The 16,204-nt window shown below is 33.9% G+C and carries 24 protein-coding genes; 6 read left to right on the top strand and 18 right to left on the bottom strand.

Annotation, left to right across the window (positions count from 1 at the left end; all coding sequences use genetic code 11):
* Window positions 1–67 precede the first annotated feature (67 nt).
* The 4 genes from AC6EI2_RS02595 to AC6EI2_RS02580 form a co-directional block, all read right to left on the bottom strand.
* Complete coding sequence (locus AC6EI2_RS02595; RefSeq protein ID WP_498462857.1) at window positions 68–1,543, bottom strand: polysaccharide deacetylase family protein; 1,476 nt, start codon at window positions 1,541–1,543, stop codon at window positions 68–70.
* Between the two features lie 197 nt (window positions 1,544–1,740).
* Complete coding sequence (locus AC6EI2_RS02590; RefSeq protein ID WP_498462856.1) at window positions 1,741–2,301, bottom strand: CIA30 family protein; 561 nt, start codon at window positions 2,299–2,301, stop codon at window positions 1,741–1,743.
* A 518-nt stretch (window positions 2,302–2,819) separates the two neighbouring features.
* On the bottom strand, window positions 2,820–3,083 hold the full coding sequence (locus AC6EI2_RS02585) for a hypothetical protein (RefSeq protein ID WP_498462855.1): 264 nt from the start codon (window positions 3,081–3,083) through the stop codon (window positions 2,820–2,822).
* Between the two features lie 375 nt (window positions 3,084–3,458).
* Window positions 3,459–3,776, bottom strand: a complete 318-nt coding sequence (locus AC6EI2_RS02580; protein WP_498462854.1) for a hypothetical protein — start codon at window positions 3,774–3,776, stop codon at window positions 3,459–3,461.
* A gap of 217 nt (window positions 3,777–3,993) precedes the next feature.
* On the opposite strand from AC6EI2_RS02580, the gene AC6EI2_RS02575 reads away from it, so the two are divergent.
* A complete protein-coding gene (locus AC6EI2_RS02575; protein WP_498462853.1) occupies window positions 3,994–4,218 on the top strand; it encodes a hypothetical protein in 225 nt (74 codons plus the stop codon).
* Complete coding sequence (locus AC6EI2_RS02570) at window positions 4,202–4,432, top strand: hypothetical protein (RefSeq protein ID WP_498462852.1); 231 nt, start codon at window positions 4,202–4,204, stop codon at window positions 4,430–4,432. The genes AC6EI2_RS02575 and AC6EI2_RS02570 overlap by 17 nt, the downstream gene beginning before the upstream one ends.
* 22 nt (window positions 4,433–4,454) lie before the next feature.
* Here the strand turns inward: AC6EI2_RS02570 and AC6EI2_RS02565 are convergent, their stop codons facing one another.
* Together AC6EI2_RS02565 and AC6EI2_RS02560 are read right to left on the bottom strand one after the other, a co-directional pair.
* Window positions 4,455–5,984: a phytoene desaturase family protein gene (locus tag AC6EI2_RS02565; RefSeq protein ID WP_498462851.1), complete on the bottom strand. Its 1,530-nt coding sequence runs from the start codon at window positions 5,982–5,984 to the stop codon at window positions 4,455–4,457.
* Between the two features lie 97 nt (window positions 5,985–6,081).
* A complete protein-coding gene (locus AC6EI2_RS02560) occupies window positions 6,082–6,843 on the bottom strand; it encodes a PAP/fibrillin family protein (RefSeq protein WP_498462850.1) in 762 nt (253 codons plus the stop codon).
* Between the two features lie 583 nt (window positions 6,844–7,426).
* On the opposite strand from AC6EI2_RS02560, the gene AC6EI2_RS02555 reads away from it, so the two are divergent.
* Window positions 7,427–8,044: a hypothetical protein gene (locus AC6EI2_RS02555; RefSeq protein ID WP_498462849.1), complete on the top strand. Its 618-nt coding sequence runs from the start codon at window positions 7,427–7,429 to the stop codon at window positions 8,042–8,044.
* 75 nt (window positions 8,045–8,119) lie between these two features.
* Here the strand turns inward: AC6EI2_RS02555 and AC6EI2_RS02550 are convergent, their stop codons facing one another.
* Window positions 8,120–8,446, bottom strand: coding sequence for a hypothetical protein (locus AC6EI2_RS02550; protein WP_498462848.1), 327 nt, complete (start codon window positions 8,444–8,446; stop codon window positions 8,120–8,122).
* 173 nt (window positions 8,447–8,619) lie between these two features.
* On the opposite strand from AC6EI2_RS02550, the gene AC6EI2_RS02545 reads away from it, so the two are divergent.
* On the top strand, window positions 8,620–9,207 hold the full coding sequence (locus tag AC6EI2_RS02545; protein WP_498462847.1) for a rhomboid family intramembrane serine protease: 588 nt from the start codon (window positions 8,620–8,622) through the stop codon (window positions 9,205–9,207).
* A gap of 91 nt (window positions 9,208–9,298) precedes the next feature.
* On the opposite strand, the gene AC6EI2_RS02540 is transcribed toward AC6EI2_RS02545, so the two are convergent.
* The 9 genes from AC6EI2_RS02540 to AC6EI2_RS02500 all read right to left on the bottom strand — a co-directional run bounded on the left by AC6EI2_RS02540 (window position 9,299) and on the right by AC6EI2_RS02500 (window position 12,944).
* Window positions 9,299–9,559 (bottom strand): hypothetical protein, encoded by a 261-nt coding sequence (locus tag AC6EI2_RS02540; protein WP_269613056.1) that lies wholly within the window; start codon window positions 9,557–9,559, stop codon window positions 9,299–9,301.
* Between the two features lie 135 nt (window positions 9,560–9,694).
* Window positions 9,695–9,898 carry a hypothetical protein gene (locus tag AC6EI2_RS02535; protein WP_498462846.1) on the bottom strand — a complete coding sequence of 68 codons (204 nt, stop codon included), beginning with the start codon at window positions 9,896–9,898 and terminating at the stop codon, window positions 9,695–9,697.
* A 51-nt stretch (window positions 9,899–9,949) separates the two neighbouring features.
* Complete coding sequence (locus AC6EI2_RS02530) at window positions 9,950–10,162, bottom strand: hypothetical protein (protein ID WP_498462845.1); 213 nt, start codon at window positions 10,160–10,162, stop codon at window positions 9,950–9,952.
* Between the two features lie 206 nt (window positions 10,163–10,368).
* Window positions 10,369–10,524 (bottom strand): hypothetical protein, encoded by a 156-nt coding sequence (locus AC6EI2_RS02525; protein ID WP_498462844.1) that lies wholly within the window; start codon window positions 10,522–10,524, stop codon window positions 10,369–10,371.
* Between the two features lie 29 nt (window positions 10,525–10,553).
* The gene (locus AC6EI2_RS02520; RefSeq protein ID WP_498462843.1) at window positions 10,554–10,745 is read right to left on the bottom strand and encodes a DUF8681 family protein; all 192 of its coding nucleotides are present in this window, start codon (window positions 10,743–10,745) and stop codon (window positions 10,554–10,556) included.
* A 181-nt stretch (window positions 10,746–10,926) separates the two neighbouring features.
* Window positions 10,927–11,118 (bottom strand): hypothetical protein, encoded by a 192-nt coding sequence (locus AC6EI2_RS02515; protein WP_498462842.1) that lies wholly within the window; start codon window positions 11,116–11,118, stop codon window positions 10,927–10,929.
* A gap of 266 nt (window positions 11,119–11,384) precedes the next feature.
* Window positions 11,385–11,585 carry a hypothetical protein gene (locus tag AC6EI2_RS02510; RefSeq protein WP_158466706.1) on the bottom strand — a complete coding sequence of 67 codons (201 nt, stop codon included), beginning with the start codon at window positions 11,583–11,585 and terminating at the stop codon, window positions 11,385–11,387.
* Between the two features lie 63 nt (window positions 11,586–11,648).
* Complete coding sequence (locus AC6EI2_RS02505) at window positions 11,649–12,566, bottom strand: AEC family transporter (protein ID WP_498462841.1); 918 nt, start codon at window positions 12,564–12,566, stop codon at window positions 11,649–11,651.
* Between the two features lie 156 nt (window positions 12,567–12,722).
* Window positions 12,723–12,944, bottom strand: a complete 222-nt coding sequence (locus AC6EI2_RS02500) for a hypothetical protein (RefSeq protein WP_498462840.1) — start codon at window positions 12,942–12,944, stop codon at window positions 12,723–12,725.
* 105 nt (window positions 12,945–13,049) lie between these two features.
* Here AC6EI2_RS02500 and AC6EI2_RS02495 point away from each other — a divergent pair, with 105 nt between their 5' ends.
* Window positions 13,050–13,361 carry a DUF3764 family protein gene (locus AC6EI2_RS02495; protein WP_498462839.1) on the top strand — a complete coding sequence of 104 codons (312 nt, stop codon included), beginning with the start codon at window positions 13,050–13,052 and terminating at the stop codon, window positions 13,359–13,361.
* Window positions 13,362–14,102: 741 nt separating this feature from the next.
* Window positions 14,103–14,300 (top strand): DUF8647 family protein, encoded by a 198-nt coding sequence (locus AC6EI2_RS02490; protein ID WP_498462838.1) that lies wholly within the window; start codon window positions 14,103–14,105, stop codon window positions 14,298–14,300.
* Between the two features lie 120 nt (window positions 14,301–14,420).
* Here AC6EI2_RS02490 and AC6EI2_RS02485 read toward each other — a convergent pair whose 3' ends face one another.
* Together AC6EI2_RS02485 and AC6EI2_RS02480 are read right to left on the bottom strand one after the other, a co-directional pair.
* The gene (locus AC6EI2_RS02485) at window positions 14,421–14,924 is read right to left on the bottom strand and encodes a hypothetical protein (RefSeq protein WP_498462837.1); all 504 of its coding nucleotides are present in this window, start codon (window positions 14,922–14,924) and stop codon (window positions 14,421–14,423) included.
* Window positions 14,925–15,534: 610 nt separating this feature from the next.
* Window positions 15,535–16,173 (bottom strand): SOS response-associated peptidase, encoded by a 639-nt coding sequence (locus tag AC6EI2_RS02480; RefSeq protein ID WP_498462836.1) that lies wholly within the window; start codon window positions 16,171–16,173, stop codon window positions 15,535–15,537.
* Window positions 16,174–16,204: the final 31 nt, after the last annotated feature.

Here is a 16,204-nt window from a genome sequence, read left to right as displayed (position 1 = left end):
GGTTAACGCAAAAAATTACTTTTTGCTAGTTATTTCCTTTTCTTGATTGATGCCTTTACAAAATTGATTAGCTTTTCTGTGCTGAGATTTCAAAGTTTCTAATCACCTCTTCACCCTTTGTGAAGATCGTTTTAGCATATTCAGTCCATTTCCCCTGTCCCCAATAACGGAAGCAACTAGTTTCTAAAAGCAAAAGGTACAGGAGTGCTTCTTGATAACTATGGTTTTTTGTTAACGATCGATTTTGAACTATTAAATGATCAAATGTTTCGTGGAAATAGGAACTAAGTTTTGTAATTGGTTCTAAAACATTTTTATATCCATCTTCCCAACTCAAGTCGTTAGTCCAGCTGGCTCCACTCAAAGAAAAGGATTGATCTTCTTCTTTTAATTTACTAATTGCTTGTTTAACCGAAGTGGGAGTTATTGGGCCTGAAATTTTTCTCCATATTTTATCTTGATCGATTGCTTGTATCAATGGATAATTATCTTCATCTATATTTAATGTCGCCAGGAAATCGAGGTATTCAGAACCATTCATAGCAATTGTGGGACTTTTATTCGTTTTTGGACCAATTCTTTTATGCGCTTGAATGAAAGCTTGAGGAAATTCGTTCATCATTACTCCGCCATTTTCTCCATCAGCAATTTGGGACACTAGCGTGGGGATAATATCTTGGCCTAATTTTTGTTTATTTAGCCCTTTTGCCTCGTAATAAGGTTGCATTTGTCCAACAAGTTTTGTATCTGAACCTTGAGTTTTTATTAGTGAAAGAATAGATATGGTCTCTCCATTACTTCCTTGTGCTTTGAGCATATTGGGAATATATTTCTGCTCGTCTCTAAGACTGGAGCCATCTAAATTTTGAACGCTATGTTCTTGAACCAATACCCAACGATATCCACATTCTTTGAGAGCTTTGATTAATTGATAAAGAACATCAGGTTGGTTTGGAAGATGCATCTCAGGAAGAGAGAATCCCTGCACTCGACGCAGTGCATCTTCTCCGAATAATGATAAGAAGTTGTGCTGCCAGGCTGTTATCTGTAATTTAAAGTCAGAGGGTGGAGTTGAGGAGGCTACAGCATGACTCCAAAATGTTCCTAGCCATTCAACGTGCTGATGAACTTTCTTATCACACGTTAGGAGTCTTAACGATGAAAGAATATCCTCCCGACCCATTTGCATGAATCCCCATAGAAGATTTCCTGAGTAATCAAGCATTATCTTGGGATCATATCCACTATCTATAAGTCTTGGAATGATTTCAGCTAGACGTTTGTAGCATTGAGCAAATGGTTCGGCATTGTGATTATCATCTTCTGAACTGTGTTCAAACATAAATTGCAAATGTGAAATTAGTTCCCCATTTCTACCTGCTGGAATTATTGGTTGATGCATATGGAGGGCGCATGCAAAACCTGAGTTGGCATTCTTAAAATTTGACTTTTCATTGAATTGTTTACTATCTCTTTTCTTGTTTGTTAATTCTTTAATTGTATATTCAAAACCACTTATCGGTGGTAAGTCTATATTATTCATATTTCGATATTATATATTTAAAAAAATCAATGTAAAAAGTTAGGTTACTTAATTAATCGGAGTATATACAAAAAAGAATGTTTATCAAAGAAATAATTTGTTTTACAGTTCAATTCATCTGCAAACAATTTTCTTTCCAGGTGGTTTATTATTTATGAATTAAGAAAAGTATAAATATTCTAATTTTTCTATTAGTGCTAATAAACACTAATAGATTGCAGCACAAAATTTATTCTTCCGGGTTTAAAACCAGGATTCAGTTCTCCAGGTCTACCGAATTTGGAATGTAGTAATTGAAATTGACTTATGGAGTCGGGTTTGAACTTAAGTGGAAAAGAAATTTTTTTTGCAAGAACTGTTGGTTCAAGGCTTTCAAAAGGAACTTTGATAATTGTTGTCCCAAATCTTTTTGTTTCTATTTCTGCTACCCATCTGAGCCCACCAGGTGATTTATTTAAGAAGAATTCCCTTAGACCTAAAATTCCGTATTTACATGACACTCCAAATTTTAATGTTCGACCTTTACCTTCAATTCTTAATTCAAAACCTTGATAATTGGATAAATTTAGAAGAGGTGAAAATATTGGAGATTTGCAACTAACAAACCCCCCTTTTTCCTCGACTACAACACCTTCCAGAGAGAGGCCTTTTGAAGACGCTCTACAAACTGCTTTACTTGAGCCTCCCATAACAGTGTCGTTCAATGAAAACCATTCATCAAAGTCAGTTGATGACAGGACTTTTGAAAGCTCCGGCATTTTTTATTAAAAATATTTTTTAACTCTATAAAATTTTTACTTGAATCATGAGTTTAAAAATGTAGATTCACCAGATAGAAAAAAATCTAATATGGCTCATTAGTTGATTCTTATAATCTTTATGTTGATTTTTAATCACTCATAAGGCTTTTAGAGAAGTTTCATATCTGAGGTGATTCACTTGATTTGGCTTAAGGCTGTATCTTTTATTGTTCAATCGTTAAAGAGAAGGCAACTTGGAGATGATGGTTTATAGAGTATTTAGCATCCCAAATGCAACTCATATTCGATAACTTACCAAATGTTTTGTCCTTGTTTCTTAGTCACAATTTTTTCTTTGATAACATCAATCTTTTTTACAGAGATTTGATGAGGTTTTGTCATGGTTTTCCTCGTTATTTTCTTTATTTAACTACTTTATAGCTTTTAAATCTAACAATACAATTACGATTGTATTTATTTCTATTAATATATGAAGAAATCAAATCAGAAGAACTTTTCTATATTGTTATTTAAATCTACCTTTGGTTGAAGTAGAACGAATTACAAAAATTACCAACATTATTTGTCTCAGCTTTAAGACCTGTTTTCTTTGCAATCAAGATAATCTTTGCGTTTTTTTCTCTTAGTGAGTAGTCATTCTGATTAAGGTACATTGTGTAGTATTCCCTGCATAAATTTGATAACTCTTTCTCTCTGGAAAATGGGATACGTGCTACGGCTATGAGTATTAAAGCTAGAGCAATTGCTCCTGTAAAAGCTTTGTTGAGTGAGTTAGTCATTAGGTATGTTTTTTATATTGTCTAGTATGCCGTCTAACGTGAAAATCTACGCTTCTAACGGCAGGACTTCAGCTTTACCGAATTTTATCTACAGATTTATTTATTAATTATAGTGCAGACTTGCCTTGGCCGGATTTTAGGAGGAAAAATGTTGGTAATCCTAGCAAAACGCCTACAGATGTAATTAGTATAAGATTTATAGTGAATGAACTTACACCTAGTTCTGATGAGGCCAAAGCAAAAGTCATTAAGTTGAAGTCGAATTAGTTATTTTTTAATGCATATTTTATAAAAAGCTCAAACTCTTAAAAGCTTGTAAGATTTGTTTTCGCTTTATTCATATAATTTCAGATCAAAGCTGAGTTAAAATTTGAATCAATTTTTTGCTGATTTATTGTCGCTTATAGAAGTTGTTGACTTTTGCATATTCTTTTTTAAGGCGGCTTTTTTTTCCTCAGCTTCTTTCTCTATTGCTTTTTTAGCGTCAGCTTCTTTTTCTGCGGCTATTTTTGCTGCTAATGCTACTGATTCTTCATGAGCTATTTTTGCATCGAGTTGACCAGTTGCCCTCATCCATTCATTAACACTTGCTTCTTTCCCAGCTGCTTCACATTCTTTTTTATATCTTAGAAATGGGAACCAATGATGGTTAGCTGTTTCAGGATTACTTGTATTAAAATTATTTTCGCTCATTTACTTAATTAGACTTCTAAGATTATCCAACAATATTTGTTCTAAGTTCCTTTTAAATTTACTAAAATTCAAGTTATATTTAATAATTACATTGTTATGTAATGTTTTTTACTTATTGATGGTTATATATTAATGACAGGGATAAGAATTATTTCTCAGAATTAAATTGATTTTGAAATATGTATTATTTTTTAATTTCGCTGAATAAATATCCCACATGGATTCTTCCTTGGCATTAGCAATTATTTTGACATTTGTTGGGATAATTATTTTTATATTGATATCAAAAAATGATCTTGGCGTAACTGCTTTAAAGAAAGATCCTGAATCTCATACAACCCTGATCGGGTCCGTTGCTAAGAGTATTCCTGGCTCTAATATTTTAAACTCGGACTCAGTCTCCAATACAAAGGAGTCAACAGAAAATGCAATTCACAGCTAGCAAGGATGCTGATGAAGATTTGATTTGGTCCTTGATTCTAAGCAATCTGGGCTCTCCTCTCTCAAACGAGGTCTCACCGGCTACTTCTGCTTTCTTCAAAACGGAGGACGGCTTAGAATGTTCAGTGAGGAGAAGAAATGGAGATTTGATTGCACATTGTTATTCAGAATCAGATCGAATGGGGCAAAGACGTTGGACTATTGATTTAAAATAATTTTCAATAAATATAGGCGCTTTTATATTCTTAGCTCCTCAATGAGATTTCTTTGGAATTTTGAGCCAAGAATTGTATTGGCTGCCATAGCACCACTAGCGGCTACAGGTGGTATGCCGATTCCTGGGAATGTACTTGATCCGCACAATAATAGATTTTTTATAGGAGTTTTATTTCCTGGGAAAAGCCCTTCTGCTGCTGAGAGGGCTGGACCATAACTTCCGTTTTTTGTATTTAAAAATCTTTGATGAGTAAGTGGTGTCCCTAGCATTTTTATTTCGATTCTTTCCTGAATATCAGGTATTAGTTTTTTTATTGGTTGCCAGAAGACTGAGCAGCGCTCCTCTTTGGTCTTTTCATATTCTTTGGTACCTATTTTGAGATTTTCCCATTTCTCCCAAGGCTCATTAGCAGGTGTATATCCGTGAAGAATATGTTTGTTTGGAGGAGACATTGTTGGATCCAAAGCCGATGGAATAGAGAGAACTACTACATTTCTTTCGGCAGTAATACCTTTCGACCAATCATCAACCCATATTGAATGGAGTGGAATATTCTCTAGACCTTCTGCATTAAACCCAAGATGTAGATGAAGAAATGATTTACATTTTGGAGTCATAGACCTTTCCTCTCTCCATTTTTGAGATACTTCTTTTGGTATTAAATCAATGGTGTTCCAAATATCTGCATTGCTAACAATATGATCTGCAAATATTTTCTCGCCATTTTTTAACTCAACTCCGATTGCTTTGTTCCTTTTTATAATTATCTGACTTACTTTTGAATTAAGTCTAAGATTCCCTCCAAATGAATAAATTCCATTTAATAGAGCCTTAACGATTGATTCACTTCCTCCCTTCGGATATTCCAAGTAGGCATCTGGTTTAAACCAATCATCAAATAGTGTTGACATCGCTGCTGCATTCGTTTCGTCTTTGGATAAACCGCTTATTAGAAAACAAAGTAATTCAACCCAATTTCGTAGGAAAGGATCTTCAAGATGTTTATCAACCAAATTCCCAAAAGCACCTCCTAGGTATTTAAAGGATTTCAAGTGGGTGAGGAGTGATTTACTGCGTTTTAACAGCTGAAAAACGGTTTCTTTGTTTTGATTTAGTGCTATTAGGGGAATTGCATTAGCTGCTGCACCAATTGGCTTAATCACTTGTAGAAAATGTTCCCATTCTTTAATGGCATCATTTCCGCTAATCGAATTGATCTGATCAAGGAATCGTCTATCTCCAACTCCAATCGTGTAATCGCCTTCAGGAATTTGAACATTCCAATCCTGATATTTGATTAATTCAACTTTTTGATTAAGAGCTTTGAGGACTTGTCCTAGTGGATTTGTAGTAGGCCAAGATCCTATTCCACTCCAAAGAGAGGGACCAGATTCAAATTTATATCCATTTTTCTCAAAGCCATGGGCGGCTCCTCCTGGCTTTGAATGAGCCTCAAGAATTAGGACTTTTTTGCCAGCTTTTGCTAGTAATCCTCCACAACATAATCCTCCTATACCACTCCCAATAACTATTACCTCTGGATTTTTCATTTATTTTTGTATTAAAGGGATTTTTCTTCTTTAGTGTTTCTACAACAAATTCTTCAGAACTGCTTCGATAAACTCAATATTCAAAAAAGAAATTTACTTAAATTTTTGTTTGGTCTAAAAGAGGAATTGATGGCCGGATGTAAACAAATAATGCTCCATGCATATCTCTAATGATTCTTAAATCCTCGTCTACATAGAGAACTCTAATCTCACAACTTGGATTTTCTTTGTTCCATGGCAAAAGGTTCCATACTGTCTTTACTGGATACCACTTTTCCATAAGAATATTATCTAAAAAAGGTATTTTCCCTAGTCCATCCACCTCTGATACTTTAGTTTTTTCTAATTCCATTGAAAGAATGTTGTGTGTCAGTTTAAGCCCTTTAGCCAGAGTTATGACTCGACCACCAAAAGTAGGCAAAAGCTTAAACCATCCAAGGATTGGGATCGTTGTGAGTCCAAATATTGTGGTATCAAAGGTGGAGATCATTTCCCCTTTATTAAAGTTTAGATATTGACCGACTCTTCCAACTGTTGATAAACCAAATGATCCAACTTGTAAAAGATGAAGCTTGAAAAATAAATCGCTTTTTGATTTGTCGTTTAAAGCCTTTTCAATGGCTAAAAAAAATGGTGAGCTTCTAAATAATTCAACTGATGAGAAAATAAGCTCCCATTCACCTTCAATAGAACTCTGAGTTATTTCATCTGATAGGGGCAGTAGTTCTTCAACTAATTTATTAATCTCTACTAATTTATTTTTGTACATAGGAGCTATCATCGCGTTCATCCTTTGACCTCTATCAGTAGCTGCTGCTACCTGGTAAATAAGTGCCTTGAGATCCTTCCTGTTGTTCATTTTATTAAATTGGTTAATTCGTTTTTATTCCCTTGACCTTAACGAAAAATTTTTTTTAAAGACCTTGAGTTTATATATATGTTTAACAAAGAATATTTGAGCATTTCTAATTGATTTGGCTTATAACATTCACATGATTACAACCAAAACCATACTTCTGACAATATTTGTTCCCTTGGCGTGTCTTAAATTTTTTGGCTTCTATAAAAAAATACTCATTGTCTCAGAACCGTCTTTAAAGCAGATAAAAGCAAAATTAGAAAAAACATTTTCAATAGATAGCTAGTTTGATTGGTCTTATATCTTTGTTTTGTGTTTTATGCCTTTTATTGCGTACTTTTTAGAGAAAGGATAAAACTTTAATAACTTTTTGATAGTCATTTAAATCGTTAGTGAGACTTTATTGATCACTCTATTTATTCCCATTATGACACGCTTTTTATACCGCTTCTACTTTTTTTAGAATATTTTTTTCATATAAGTCCATCCTATGTAAATGCTATTTACATCTACATGTAAATAGATTGTTCGGTTTGGATACCCACCATGTGCTAGATGTTGTATATAGGTAATTCTTAAATTAATGTCTCAATTAAGTATCAAAGTTAGCGCTAAAGGTGAAGCCATGATCGCTACACTTCAAAAGGAAATTTTTAATCGAAGAAGAAAAAAAGTGACAGCATCACAAGTTGTTGAAACTCTTGTAGAGAGCGCTGCTAAGTCACAATCTGATAAGCGTTATGCTGCTTCTTGGAAAAACTTAATAAAGGATATAGAGAAAGCTGCAAAAGTTTCTGAGATCCATGGTAATAAGCCCGCAAATATAAGTGCTGATGAGTGGGCTTTGATTCTCTCTCACCGTACTCGTAAGACTAAGAATGCTAAGAAGGTATCAGCAAAACCCGCCGCTAAAAAGACAAATGTCAAAAAAACCGTAGCCAAAAAGGCTGCTGTCAAGACAGTCTCAGCTAAAAAAGCAATCGCAAAGAAGGCTTTAACTAAAGCTTCGACAGCCAAGAGCGCTTCAAAAGCAAAAGTTACGACTTCTAAAGTTAAAACAGCAGTTAAAAAAGTAGCTTCTGCTCAAGCCAAAAAAGCAACCTCAAGCGCTAACTCAGTCTCAAAGAGAGCATCTAAGGCCACAGCAAGAAGACCTGCGAAGCGTGCAAGAAAAGTTAGTCTTAAAGCTGTAAAAGCTTAGTCAAAAAGCCAGATCCGTTAAAGCGGCCTGAAAAGTGCAATGCTTTTCTCTGGCTATTTTTGGTGAATGTGTTAATTAGTATCCCAAGCCTACATTTCCTTTTGTGTATCCTTGGCAGTAGTACTTGGCATGATAGTAGTGATTAGTAATATCAGCTTTTTCTCCTTCTAACCCCTCGATTCTTTTTTTTCCTAATTTTAATTTTCTTGCAGCCTCTTCCCCCGTAATTAAATCAGCGCTAAGTCGGCCGCATATATCATTGACTTTGAAGTCTTTTGCTGAAGGACCTCTGACATAGCCGGCAAAAAATGCCAGAAATATCCCAAGGGTTACAAACCTTCGATGGTTTCTCCACCATTCGTAACTATTGAGATTTAGTTTCTTTTTTAAATCAATGTTCATTTATATCAATAATAGATTTGTTCACCCTAGGCTTTAGTACCTTTCTTTATTGATGAAATTCATGATAGGTAAATATTTTAGCTTATTCATATACTTAAAGAATTAACCCTATTTGCTTTTCAATTGATCAAAATCACCAAGTACTATTGAATTATTGGCGTATCTATTTAGGAATGCTTGAGAAAATTTCAAAGGATGATTGGCAATACGTTGTCCCCTTTTTGGCTTGCACTATTTGCTTCTTTGCGACAGATTTCTTAGGAATAATTGATAAGACTTCTATTGCTTATTGGTCTGGACGTTTGTTTTATGAGCCATACAGGATTATTACATCCCATTTTTTTCATGGTAATTTTAATCATTTATTGGCAAATATCTCTGGAATCATCGTAGCTAGATATTTTCTTAAATCTTTAAGTCTTCAAAGTGACTATTTCTTTCTGGCTCTTATTGTATTGATAATGCCTCTACAAGCGTTCATTTGTTGGTGCGTTGATATTTTGGTTTATAGAAATCCTATTTCTCTAGCTATTGGATTTAGTGGAGTTTTATTTGGTATCGACGGGTTTATTCTAATGACTACAATTTATGGAAAGAAAAAATTTGTTTACATTGGATGCGAGTTAAAGAAAGATCCAAGATTACTTAAATCTATTTCAGTACTCACAGGTATTGGAATTATTTGGTCATTCCTACCTGGAATTAGCTTGTTAGGTCATATGTCTGGACTTTTGGCGGGATTTCTATTGTTTTGGCTCTAAGCAAACAATTGATTCGATGTTATTGCTTTTTAGGAAACATGTGATCATCTCAATGGTAAAAATTATAAATTCAATTTTAATTGCGTTGCCTTCATTTCACTTGATAAACTTTTGATCTTCCATTGCATTTACGCACCGCCCATTCGATTGGAGATTTTAAACTTTCTTGTTCAACGCAAATAGTCTGATAATTAGCCCATTTAGCTATTGGCCCTAGCCTTATTGCAATTAGTGCAAGGCTAAACGCACATAAAAATGCACACAAGAGCAGCGCAATTCCAGTAAATAAATCATTAAACTTGAACTTCATTTCTGTCAGATTGAAGTTCTTATTTTTCTTTGTCTCACTCATAGAACTAATGGGGTGGAATAAAATGCCTGAATATTTAAAGTTTCATATACTGTTACCTTTTATGGTGGCATAGAGAATAAAAGCTGAATGAATTTTATAGATCTATTTATTGATAGTTAACAGTTGGAAAATTTTTTAGGTTTCTTTATTTGTCTTTTCCCCATTTAACATCCTTTTCTCCCCGATCACGATGGTTAACCATCCAAGTGCTAGTAGCCCACCAGCTTGATAGTCTTCTTTTAGAAAATCAAATAGAGCGAGGGTGCTTGTAGAGATAGCGAGTGTACGAACAGCAAACCTTGCAAAGGTAATTTTCCTTTTTTTAATAAGCTTATTCATATGCTCATTATGCAGGGACTAACTTCGTAAAATAAATTTTGGTTGGATGAGTTATTGAAATTTATTCTTTTGAAAACATCTTGTTAATAGAATTAAATCTGTCATTTCTTCTTTGTCGTAAGAAGATTGATCCTTTCCACTTACACCGCTTCCCTCTGTTAAACCTTGTAGTTCTAGTTTCTTTCTAATCAACATTTTTCTTTCTGCGCTTGAAAGATTTTTAAAACGTTTTTTCCTTTCTTCGCGACTTTCACTATTTTTCATTGGATTTGTTTAATAATAATTTGTCTATTAATATTGAATTGATAATTGTTTTTACTAGTTTAATTCATTAAATAATTATTATCTAGAAGTGCATCAATGACTTTTGCTCCTCTGGATTTATTCCCAAGAGAAAGGGGATTAGCCTTATCTAGTATTGAAGCAAAGCAGGGGATCCAACTACTGCCTTCGCAAACTTGAGCTGCCTCTCAAATGTGCTTTGGTGTTTTTTCTGTGCAACCTTGAGTGCGAGAATATTTAATAGACTCTAGTTGAGAATCAAGTTCTAACTCTAGTAATGGTATTACGTCTTTATTAATCCCTTCACCAGTAGCGAAGCTTTCGAGCAATATTTGATAGTTCATTATTTAAAGAGTTTTAATAGTATTGAGAACTAAGATCGAAAAAGTTTTTCTAAATCTTGCTTCACTTTCTCCAATTCATTTAGTTTTTTTGGGTTTGTTTTTTGCCCCCATTTATCTACTTCTCCAGTTCGACCGTTTTTAAGTGTCATCCTTATCCACCAAAATTGAAGACTCAAGAAAATCAGAGCAAAAAAAATTAGTTCAAGAGTTCCTTGTTTCATCCCAAACTATTCTAATAAATCGAACCTTTTCTTATCGTTATACTCATTTTTCATGCATTGATTACTCATTAGGATCAACTTCAGTGATTTTTAGATTTAAGCCAACGTAAAGAAGAATACCTCCAATAAGAGGGGTCCAAAGCCCCAATTGGTTTAAATCATGTGATTGCAGAAATTCCATTTATTCTTCATCTCTTCTAATGATGATTTGGTTTGTTTTATATTCAGATACTACCCTATTAGCTATTTCAACAATAAATGAATTTGGACACCGTAAAGCCTCTTGTAACTCAGCTAATTCATCAGAAATAAACTCTATACTCCTTGCAATAACTGCTTGATGTTCTTCTTTTGGTTCCCATCCTTTAGTCATTAATTTTCTTGATAATGATCTGCTATTTCGTTAAGCATATTTAAAATATATTTTTTTTTTACAGTTGTTGCGCTTTTATTTTTTCGCATCCGACCTTGACTTGCATCCATGCACTGCCTATAAATTCAATTTCTTCATTTGTAGGATGCCATTCTTCAGGAATATTAAATATGAGTCAAACCAAACATAATCCCTTTTGATATTGCCCACCCAATACCTAGACATATAGCAACTGTAAAAAGTGTTTTTAAAAGGTCCATATCCTTTTAGTCCCTTCCAAATGCAGTTCTTAACGAACTTGAAAAATCGAATTGAACCCCATCATTAGATGAACCTAGGTTTTGAATTAGCTTTGAACTGGCAAATCTTGATTGGGTTGATGAATAAATTGATTGAGATTTTACTGTTGATGATTTTACTGCCGCTGTTTTCTTTGCTGTCGCTTTTGTTGCTGTAGCTGAGGTCATTAAAAAAATTGTATTTCTTACAACTTAGACAAACTGAGTTAAAAGGCGATAGTTGTTAACTTTTTACAATCTTATAATCATCAACCAAGCAGGGATTGATATGAGCGCGATGATTGTACTTAATACAACAAGCGATGTGGCTTCCTCTTCATCTCTTGACGCTGCTTGGGATATTAGTAAGACAGATATTGCTGTTGGCGCAGCTGATTGAAGTACTAAGGCCTCTCGCATGACGTTGGGTAATCTGATCGCTGAGGAAATGATCAACATAATGACTGGCAATCCAACCAGTTTCATGATTAAAGCATTTTTTATGGATGTTATTTGGATTTTTAATCTTGAGAGATTTGCTTTCCTCAACCAACTTAGACGCATTCCAACGATTACAAGTGCTAAAACAATTACAACTCTTGAAGGTATCCAAAGTAAGGCTGTTATTTGTTCATTCCAAGGCGATGAATGAACAATTAATGCGCCAATCAGTCCTTTTACAGCAGGGCTTCTAAAGATTGCTTTTATGAAATTCTGCCAATATCTATTAGAACTTAAAACTTTTGAAGGATCTGTTAGCAGTATTGGACCGATACTCCAAATTACTAATGTCGCACCAAGGTCAAAACCTATACTGTAAATCAAAGCATGATTTGGAAGCAGTGCTAGTGAAACTGGTATTCCGAAATATCCAGTATTTCCGAATGCACTACCTAATTGAAGAGATCTGTTTGGTATTAAGTTTTTTATACCAGGAAGGCAATTTAATAGAGTCATTAAAAAGCCAATAGCTACTAACGCTAATAGAGCAGATTCAATTAAAGGTAATTCAAGGCCAGACTTTAGTAATATCCCCATCAAGCTGATAGGAATTCCATAGCTCATTAAAGGACGAGATATCGTTAGGGATAAATCTTTTTTAAATCGTCCTAGTAAATAGCCTATTAAAAGACATGGTATTAATTCAGCTAAAAGAAAGATTATTTCCAACTGAGTAAAGCGAATATCATTTTGTTATTTTCGGTGTTCAGGAGTTATTTTATGATTAATTCGTTATCTTAGCTTGAGTTTATCTTTGCAAGTACTTTTCAGTTTAGGGCATGTGTTTCTTTTTACTGATTGAGAAAGTTTTAATTCGTAGTTAGCTTATTTCTCCTTATATATACTTTTTTCTGAACAACCTAATGTTTCTCCAAAAAGAATATCTGTGCACATGGCATTACATAATAGATAAACGACCCAACTGGTAACAGGGACTCCAATTAAATAACTAAATGGGTGTTTTACTTTGATGTACCCAACAATGGCAACGATTAGAACAACAATTAAGTTGATGATTCGTTTTAGGGTTTTTCTTGGTATCTCCATCAGCCATTTCTAGCAGAAAGTTTTCTTATTTATCTAGTTTTTACAACAACTGTTAGTTAGTTTTGTTTTGTTGGGGTATCGTTTGCCCATATTGAAAGATTTTAGATGTCTTCTACTGTCACCTCAGTTTTTACTTTTAAGGTTGAAAGCACCTTTGATGAGTGGGCTGCAATCTTCGACAGCAAAGAAGCTACTAGAAGGCATAGAGAGTTTAATATTCAGCCTTTGTACAGAGGGTGTAGTGATGATGACCCTCAAAAAATAATTGTTATACATCAGCACCCAGAGGGGAATATTGAGAAATTTATAGAAGCCAACGGAGACTGGATGGCGAGCCACAGAGTCGATCTATCTACAATGGAGAAGTCTGCTTGGACATGGACCGACAACACTAGTATTCATTTTAAAGCTGCTTAATCGAACACGTGCCGTGTACTTATCGAATCCCCATAGATCAAATACCAGATTTTTACTATTTCTAGCCATTTAAGGTGTTTAAAGCTAGTGCATATCAAGATTTTAATGGTTACACTTAGAGATTAATTATGTTTCTACCAAAAAGAATTTTTTTTTTTAAAATCTGAGTTGTTAAAAAATTGAAATTGAATCAGATAATTTCATGGGTATTGAGATTATTCCTATAAATAAAATTAGGATTGGTAGATTCCATAATATAATGAGTTGAATAAACTTAAATTTGGTCAATTTAAACATAGTTAATAATCAGTTCGTTTGAGTCCCCATAAATTGCCTTGCTCGGATGCTTTAACAATCGCTTTGTAAATATCTAAATTCATAACTTTAATTAATTGAATAATTTTTTTAAAGTTACCTTTTTATTTAATGTCTGCTTGTAGGAAGAAATACCAAATCTATAAAGTATAAATTATTAATGTAATTAGATTTTCCAATAATTCAATACTTAGGTGGTTTGTAATTTTCAAGTCTTTTAAAATTTATTCTATTTTAAAAGATGCAATTTAGCTAAATTAGGTTGCGACGATCCTCATCAAGAATTTAGTTCAGATATTGTTTCACATCTAATTGTTTAAAAGCATTATGTCTTTTTATATTCGGTTTCCTATCCCAAATTGTTCGGTAGACTTCTTTCAGAACTATTTCGTTGTTTTTAGGATATGGTCAATTGATATTAAAAAATTGTCTTCAAGACCGATTACATCCTGCAAAAGATACGCTGTTAGCTACCGAGATTTAGCTAACAAAAGACATGAATTAGGGTTTTATGCCATTGATGCTTTTGAAGCTAGACAGTTGGCTATTGAGTTCAATAGATTTGTAAGAGAGCATCCAAATTCTATTGAAAGGATTTCTCTAAGAAATAAAGTTATTGCTTAATGTCATTTCGTGTAAGTAACATTTTGCTTTTTAAATTTTGTACCGAGAGTTGTATATTTAAAAATATACTTAGAATAGTTTACTGAACAAAATATAAGAGGTTATTTCAAAGCTAGTAGCTTATTTATCTTTTACCCATAGAGCAAGTCCTCCACCCTTTCCCCTTGCAGACAACCATTTACCATTTGGGTCAATAGCTATTAGTGCAAAAAATGGTCTTTTCTTATGATCCGGTGCAGGTAGGGAACTCTTATAAATAGTTAATGAAGCTATTTTTATTTGAATGGAATCGAAGGAAAAAGGTAGTAATGGCTGCTTCCTTTCTAAATTTGCGTAGCCACTGAATCTCAGAGTTAGTAATCCAAATTTAATTGCGTTGGCGATAGTAAATTTCTTTTCTTCTGGATTCTGTGTCTCTTTCTTCAACTCTAGACTGGCTGAGAGAACCTGTAGCAAAGTGCTTGAAATCGTGTTTTCTTTATCTGATCCCTGTTTCCACACTGAATTAAATTTCCATAGTCCTAATAGAGAGTCAAATTCAATGCCACTCCCATCTACTCTTGCGCTTTTTTCTAATTCTTTAAGTTTGACTAGAGAAGGGAGATCCATTTTATTTCCGTCCATAGCAGATATTATTTAACTAATTTTAATCAGATATCTGACGTCTAGTGGTTTTAGGCTTTATTAATTCTTCAGCCATGAGTAGATTTGAGTTAATTATTGCTTTAATTGTACATTTATTTATTCTTGAGCTTTCTTTCAATATCTAATTTTAGTTATGTATCTTATGAGACTTTTAAATATTTAGGTCATAATTAGAAATCAATAAGAGAGTGAGACCCTAGTATTGGCTGATGAAGTTAAATCTAGTACATCACTCTTAACAGTAGGACTAAATTTATTTATGCCTATTTTTTTGCTTTTTGCTATTTAGTTCATAATATTCAAGCTATGGACGGTGCTTATTCTTTTTGTTTGAATGGAGTGTTATTTAACTTCGCAAATGACTACCCTTAGAGAAAGAATTAATTCACATCTCCCGATAGTGCTTCAGTTGTTAAGCACTGTATCCTTGGTTGTGATCGCTCTGTCTGCTATTTGTGGATCTCAATCATTGAAGAAATTGTCTTCTGCCCATGAAATACCTAGCTCGGCAGAAGTGCATCACGATCATTGAAGTCCTGATCTTATGAAATGTAAAAAGGGCTTGTATAAGCCCTTTTGTGTCTTGATTTTATAGGAAGGATAATTGGTCGGCATTAGGTTTGTTTATTGGCTCGGCTTTCCATTCTTCTGGATCCCATTTAGTCATTAACGGTTTTAAAGCTTTAAGGTCCTCAGCATTTTTAACTGAAGAGATCCATTCATCTTCTAGACCATTTGGAATAATAACGGGCATACGGTTATGAAATTGTTTGACTAAATCATTTGGTTCGGTCGTTAGCACACAACAGCTCTCTAGTTCACAACCTTCTTTAGACATCCATCGATTCCAAAGTCCTCCTAACCAGAAAGTTTGAGAATCTTTTCTACCTATTAGGTGACCTTTTTCTAGAAAACCACTGGCTGGTATCAAACATCTCTTATGCCTCCAGCTTGCACGAAAAAGTTTCTTCTCTTCAACACTTTCTGATCTCGCGTTAAATGGCTTTGGCCTTGTGTTGTCAAAAGGGTCTTTACTCCACTCAGATATAAAACCCCATAGCATTATTGATGTTTGTGTCTTGCCTTCATTCTTAAGAACAAGAATTGGAGAACCTGGTTTGATTAATATTTGTGGTTCATAATTTTGACTCAATCCCCTTGGCACATCTTTTTTTAAAAGATCAGGTAAATTTATAAATTTTGTTAATAGCTGATATCTTCCGCACATCCCATTAATCCTTTAGACGCTTTTTAATCAG

Source organism: Prochlorococcus sp. MIT2302, assembly GCF_059772385.1.
Note: the sequence above shows the minus strand (reverse complement) of the source record. Positions and strands in the feature narration are given on the sequence as shown.

Bases quoted from the DNA above. Each gene is read 5' to 3' on its own strand.
- AC6EI2_RS02535 (WP_498462846.1), bottom strand. From the start codon at position 9,898: ATGAATAAGCTTATTAAAAAAAGGAAAATTACCTTTGCAAGGTTTGCT.
- AC6EI2_RS02525 (WP_498462844.1), bottom strand. From the start codon at position 10,524: ATGAACTATCAAATATTGCTCGAAAGCTTCGCTACTGGTGAAGGGATT.
- AC6EI2_RS02560 (WP_498462850.1), bottom strand. From the start codon at position 6,843: ATGAACAACAGGAAGGATCTCAAGGCACTTATTTACCAGGTAGCAGCA.
- AC6EI2_RS02580 (WP_498462854.1), bottom strand. From the start codon at position 3,776: ATGAGCGAAAATAATTTTAATACAAGTAATCCTGAAACAGCTAACCAT.
- AC6EI2_RS02565 (WP_498462851.1), bottom strand. From the start codon at position 5,984: ATGAAAAATCCAGAGGTAATAGTTATTGGGAGTGGTATAGGAGGATTA.
- AC6EI2_RS02500 (WP_498462840.1), bottom strand. From the start codon at position 12,944: ATGGAGATACCAAGAAAAACCCTAAAACGAATCATCAACTTAATTGTT.
- AC6EI2_RS02540 (WP_269613056.1), bottom strand. From the start codon at position 9,559: ATGAGTGAGACAAAGAAAAATAAGAACTTCAATCTGACAGAAATGAAG.
- AC6EI2_RS02585 (WP_498462855.1), bottom strand. From the start codon at position 3,083: ATGACTAACTCACTCAACAAAGCTTTTACAGGAGCAATTGCTCTAGCT.
- AC6EI2_RS02595 (WP_498462857.1), bottom strand. From the start codon at position 1,543: ATGAATAATATAGACTTACCACCGATAAGTGGTTTTGAATATACAATT.
- AC6EI2_RS02590 (WP_498462856.1), bottom strand. From the start codon at position 2,301: ATGCCGGAGCTTTCAAAAGTCCTGTCATCAACTGACTTTGATGAATGG.
- AC6EI2_RS02495 (WP_498462839.1), top strand. From the start codon at position 13,050: ATGTCTTCTACTGTCACCTCAGTTTTTACTTTTAAGGTTGAAAGCACC.
- AC6EI2_RS02570 (WP_498462852.1), top strand. From the start codon at position 4,202: ATGCAATTCACAGCTAGCAAGGATGCTGATGAAGATTTGATTTGGTCC.
- AC6EI2_RS02555 (WP_498462849.1), top strand. From the start codon at position 7,427: ATGTCTCAATTAAGTATCAAAGTTAGCGCTAAAGGTGAAGCCATGATC.
- AC6EI2_RS02485 (WP_498462837.1), bottom strand. From the start codon at position 14,924: ATGGACGGAAATAAAATGGATCTCCCTTCTCTAGTCAAACTTAAAGAA.
- AC6EI2_RS02510 (WP_158466706.1), bottom strand. From the start codon at position 11,585: ATGACCTCAGCTACAGCAACAAAAGCGACAGCAAAGAAAACAGCGGCA.
- AC6EI2_RS02545 (WP_498462847.1), top strand. From the start codon at position 8,620: ATGCTTGAGAAAATTTCAAAGGATGATTGGCAATACGTTGTCCCCTTT.
- AC6EI2_RS02575 (WP_498462853.1), top strand. From the start codon at position 3,994: ATGGATTCTTCCTTGGCATTAGCAATTATTTTGACATTTGTTGGGATA.
- AC6EI2_RS02550 (WP_498462848.1), bottom strand. From the start codon at position 8,446: ATGAACATTGATTTAAAAAAGAAACTAAATCTCAATAGTTACGAATGG.
- AC6EI2_RS02530 (WP_498462845.1), bottom strand. From the start codon at position 10,162: ATGAAAAATAGTGAAAGTCGCGAAGAAAGGAAAAAACGTTTTAAAAAT.
- AC6EI2_RS02480 (WP_498462836.1), bottom strand. From the start codon at position 16,173: ATGTGCGGAAGATATCAGCTATTAACAAAATTTATAAATTTACCTGAT.
- AC6EI2_RS02520 (WP_498462843.1), bottom strand. From the start codon at position 10,745: ATGAAACAAGGAACTCTTGAACTAATTTTTTTTGCTCTGATTTTCTTG.
- AC6EI2_RS02515 (WP_498462842.1), bottom strand. From the start codon at position 11,118: ATGACTAAAGGATGGGAACCAAAAGAAGAACATCAAGCAGTTATTGCA.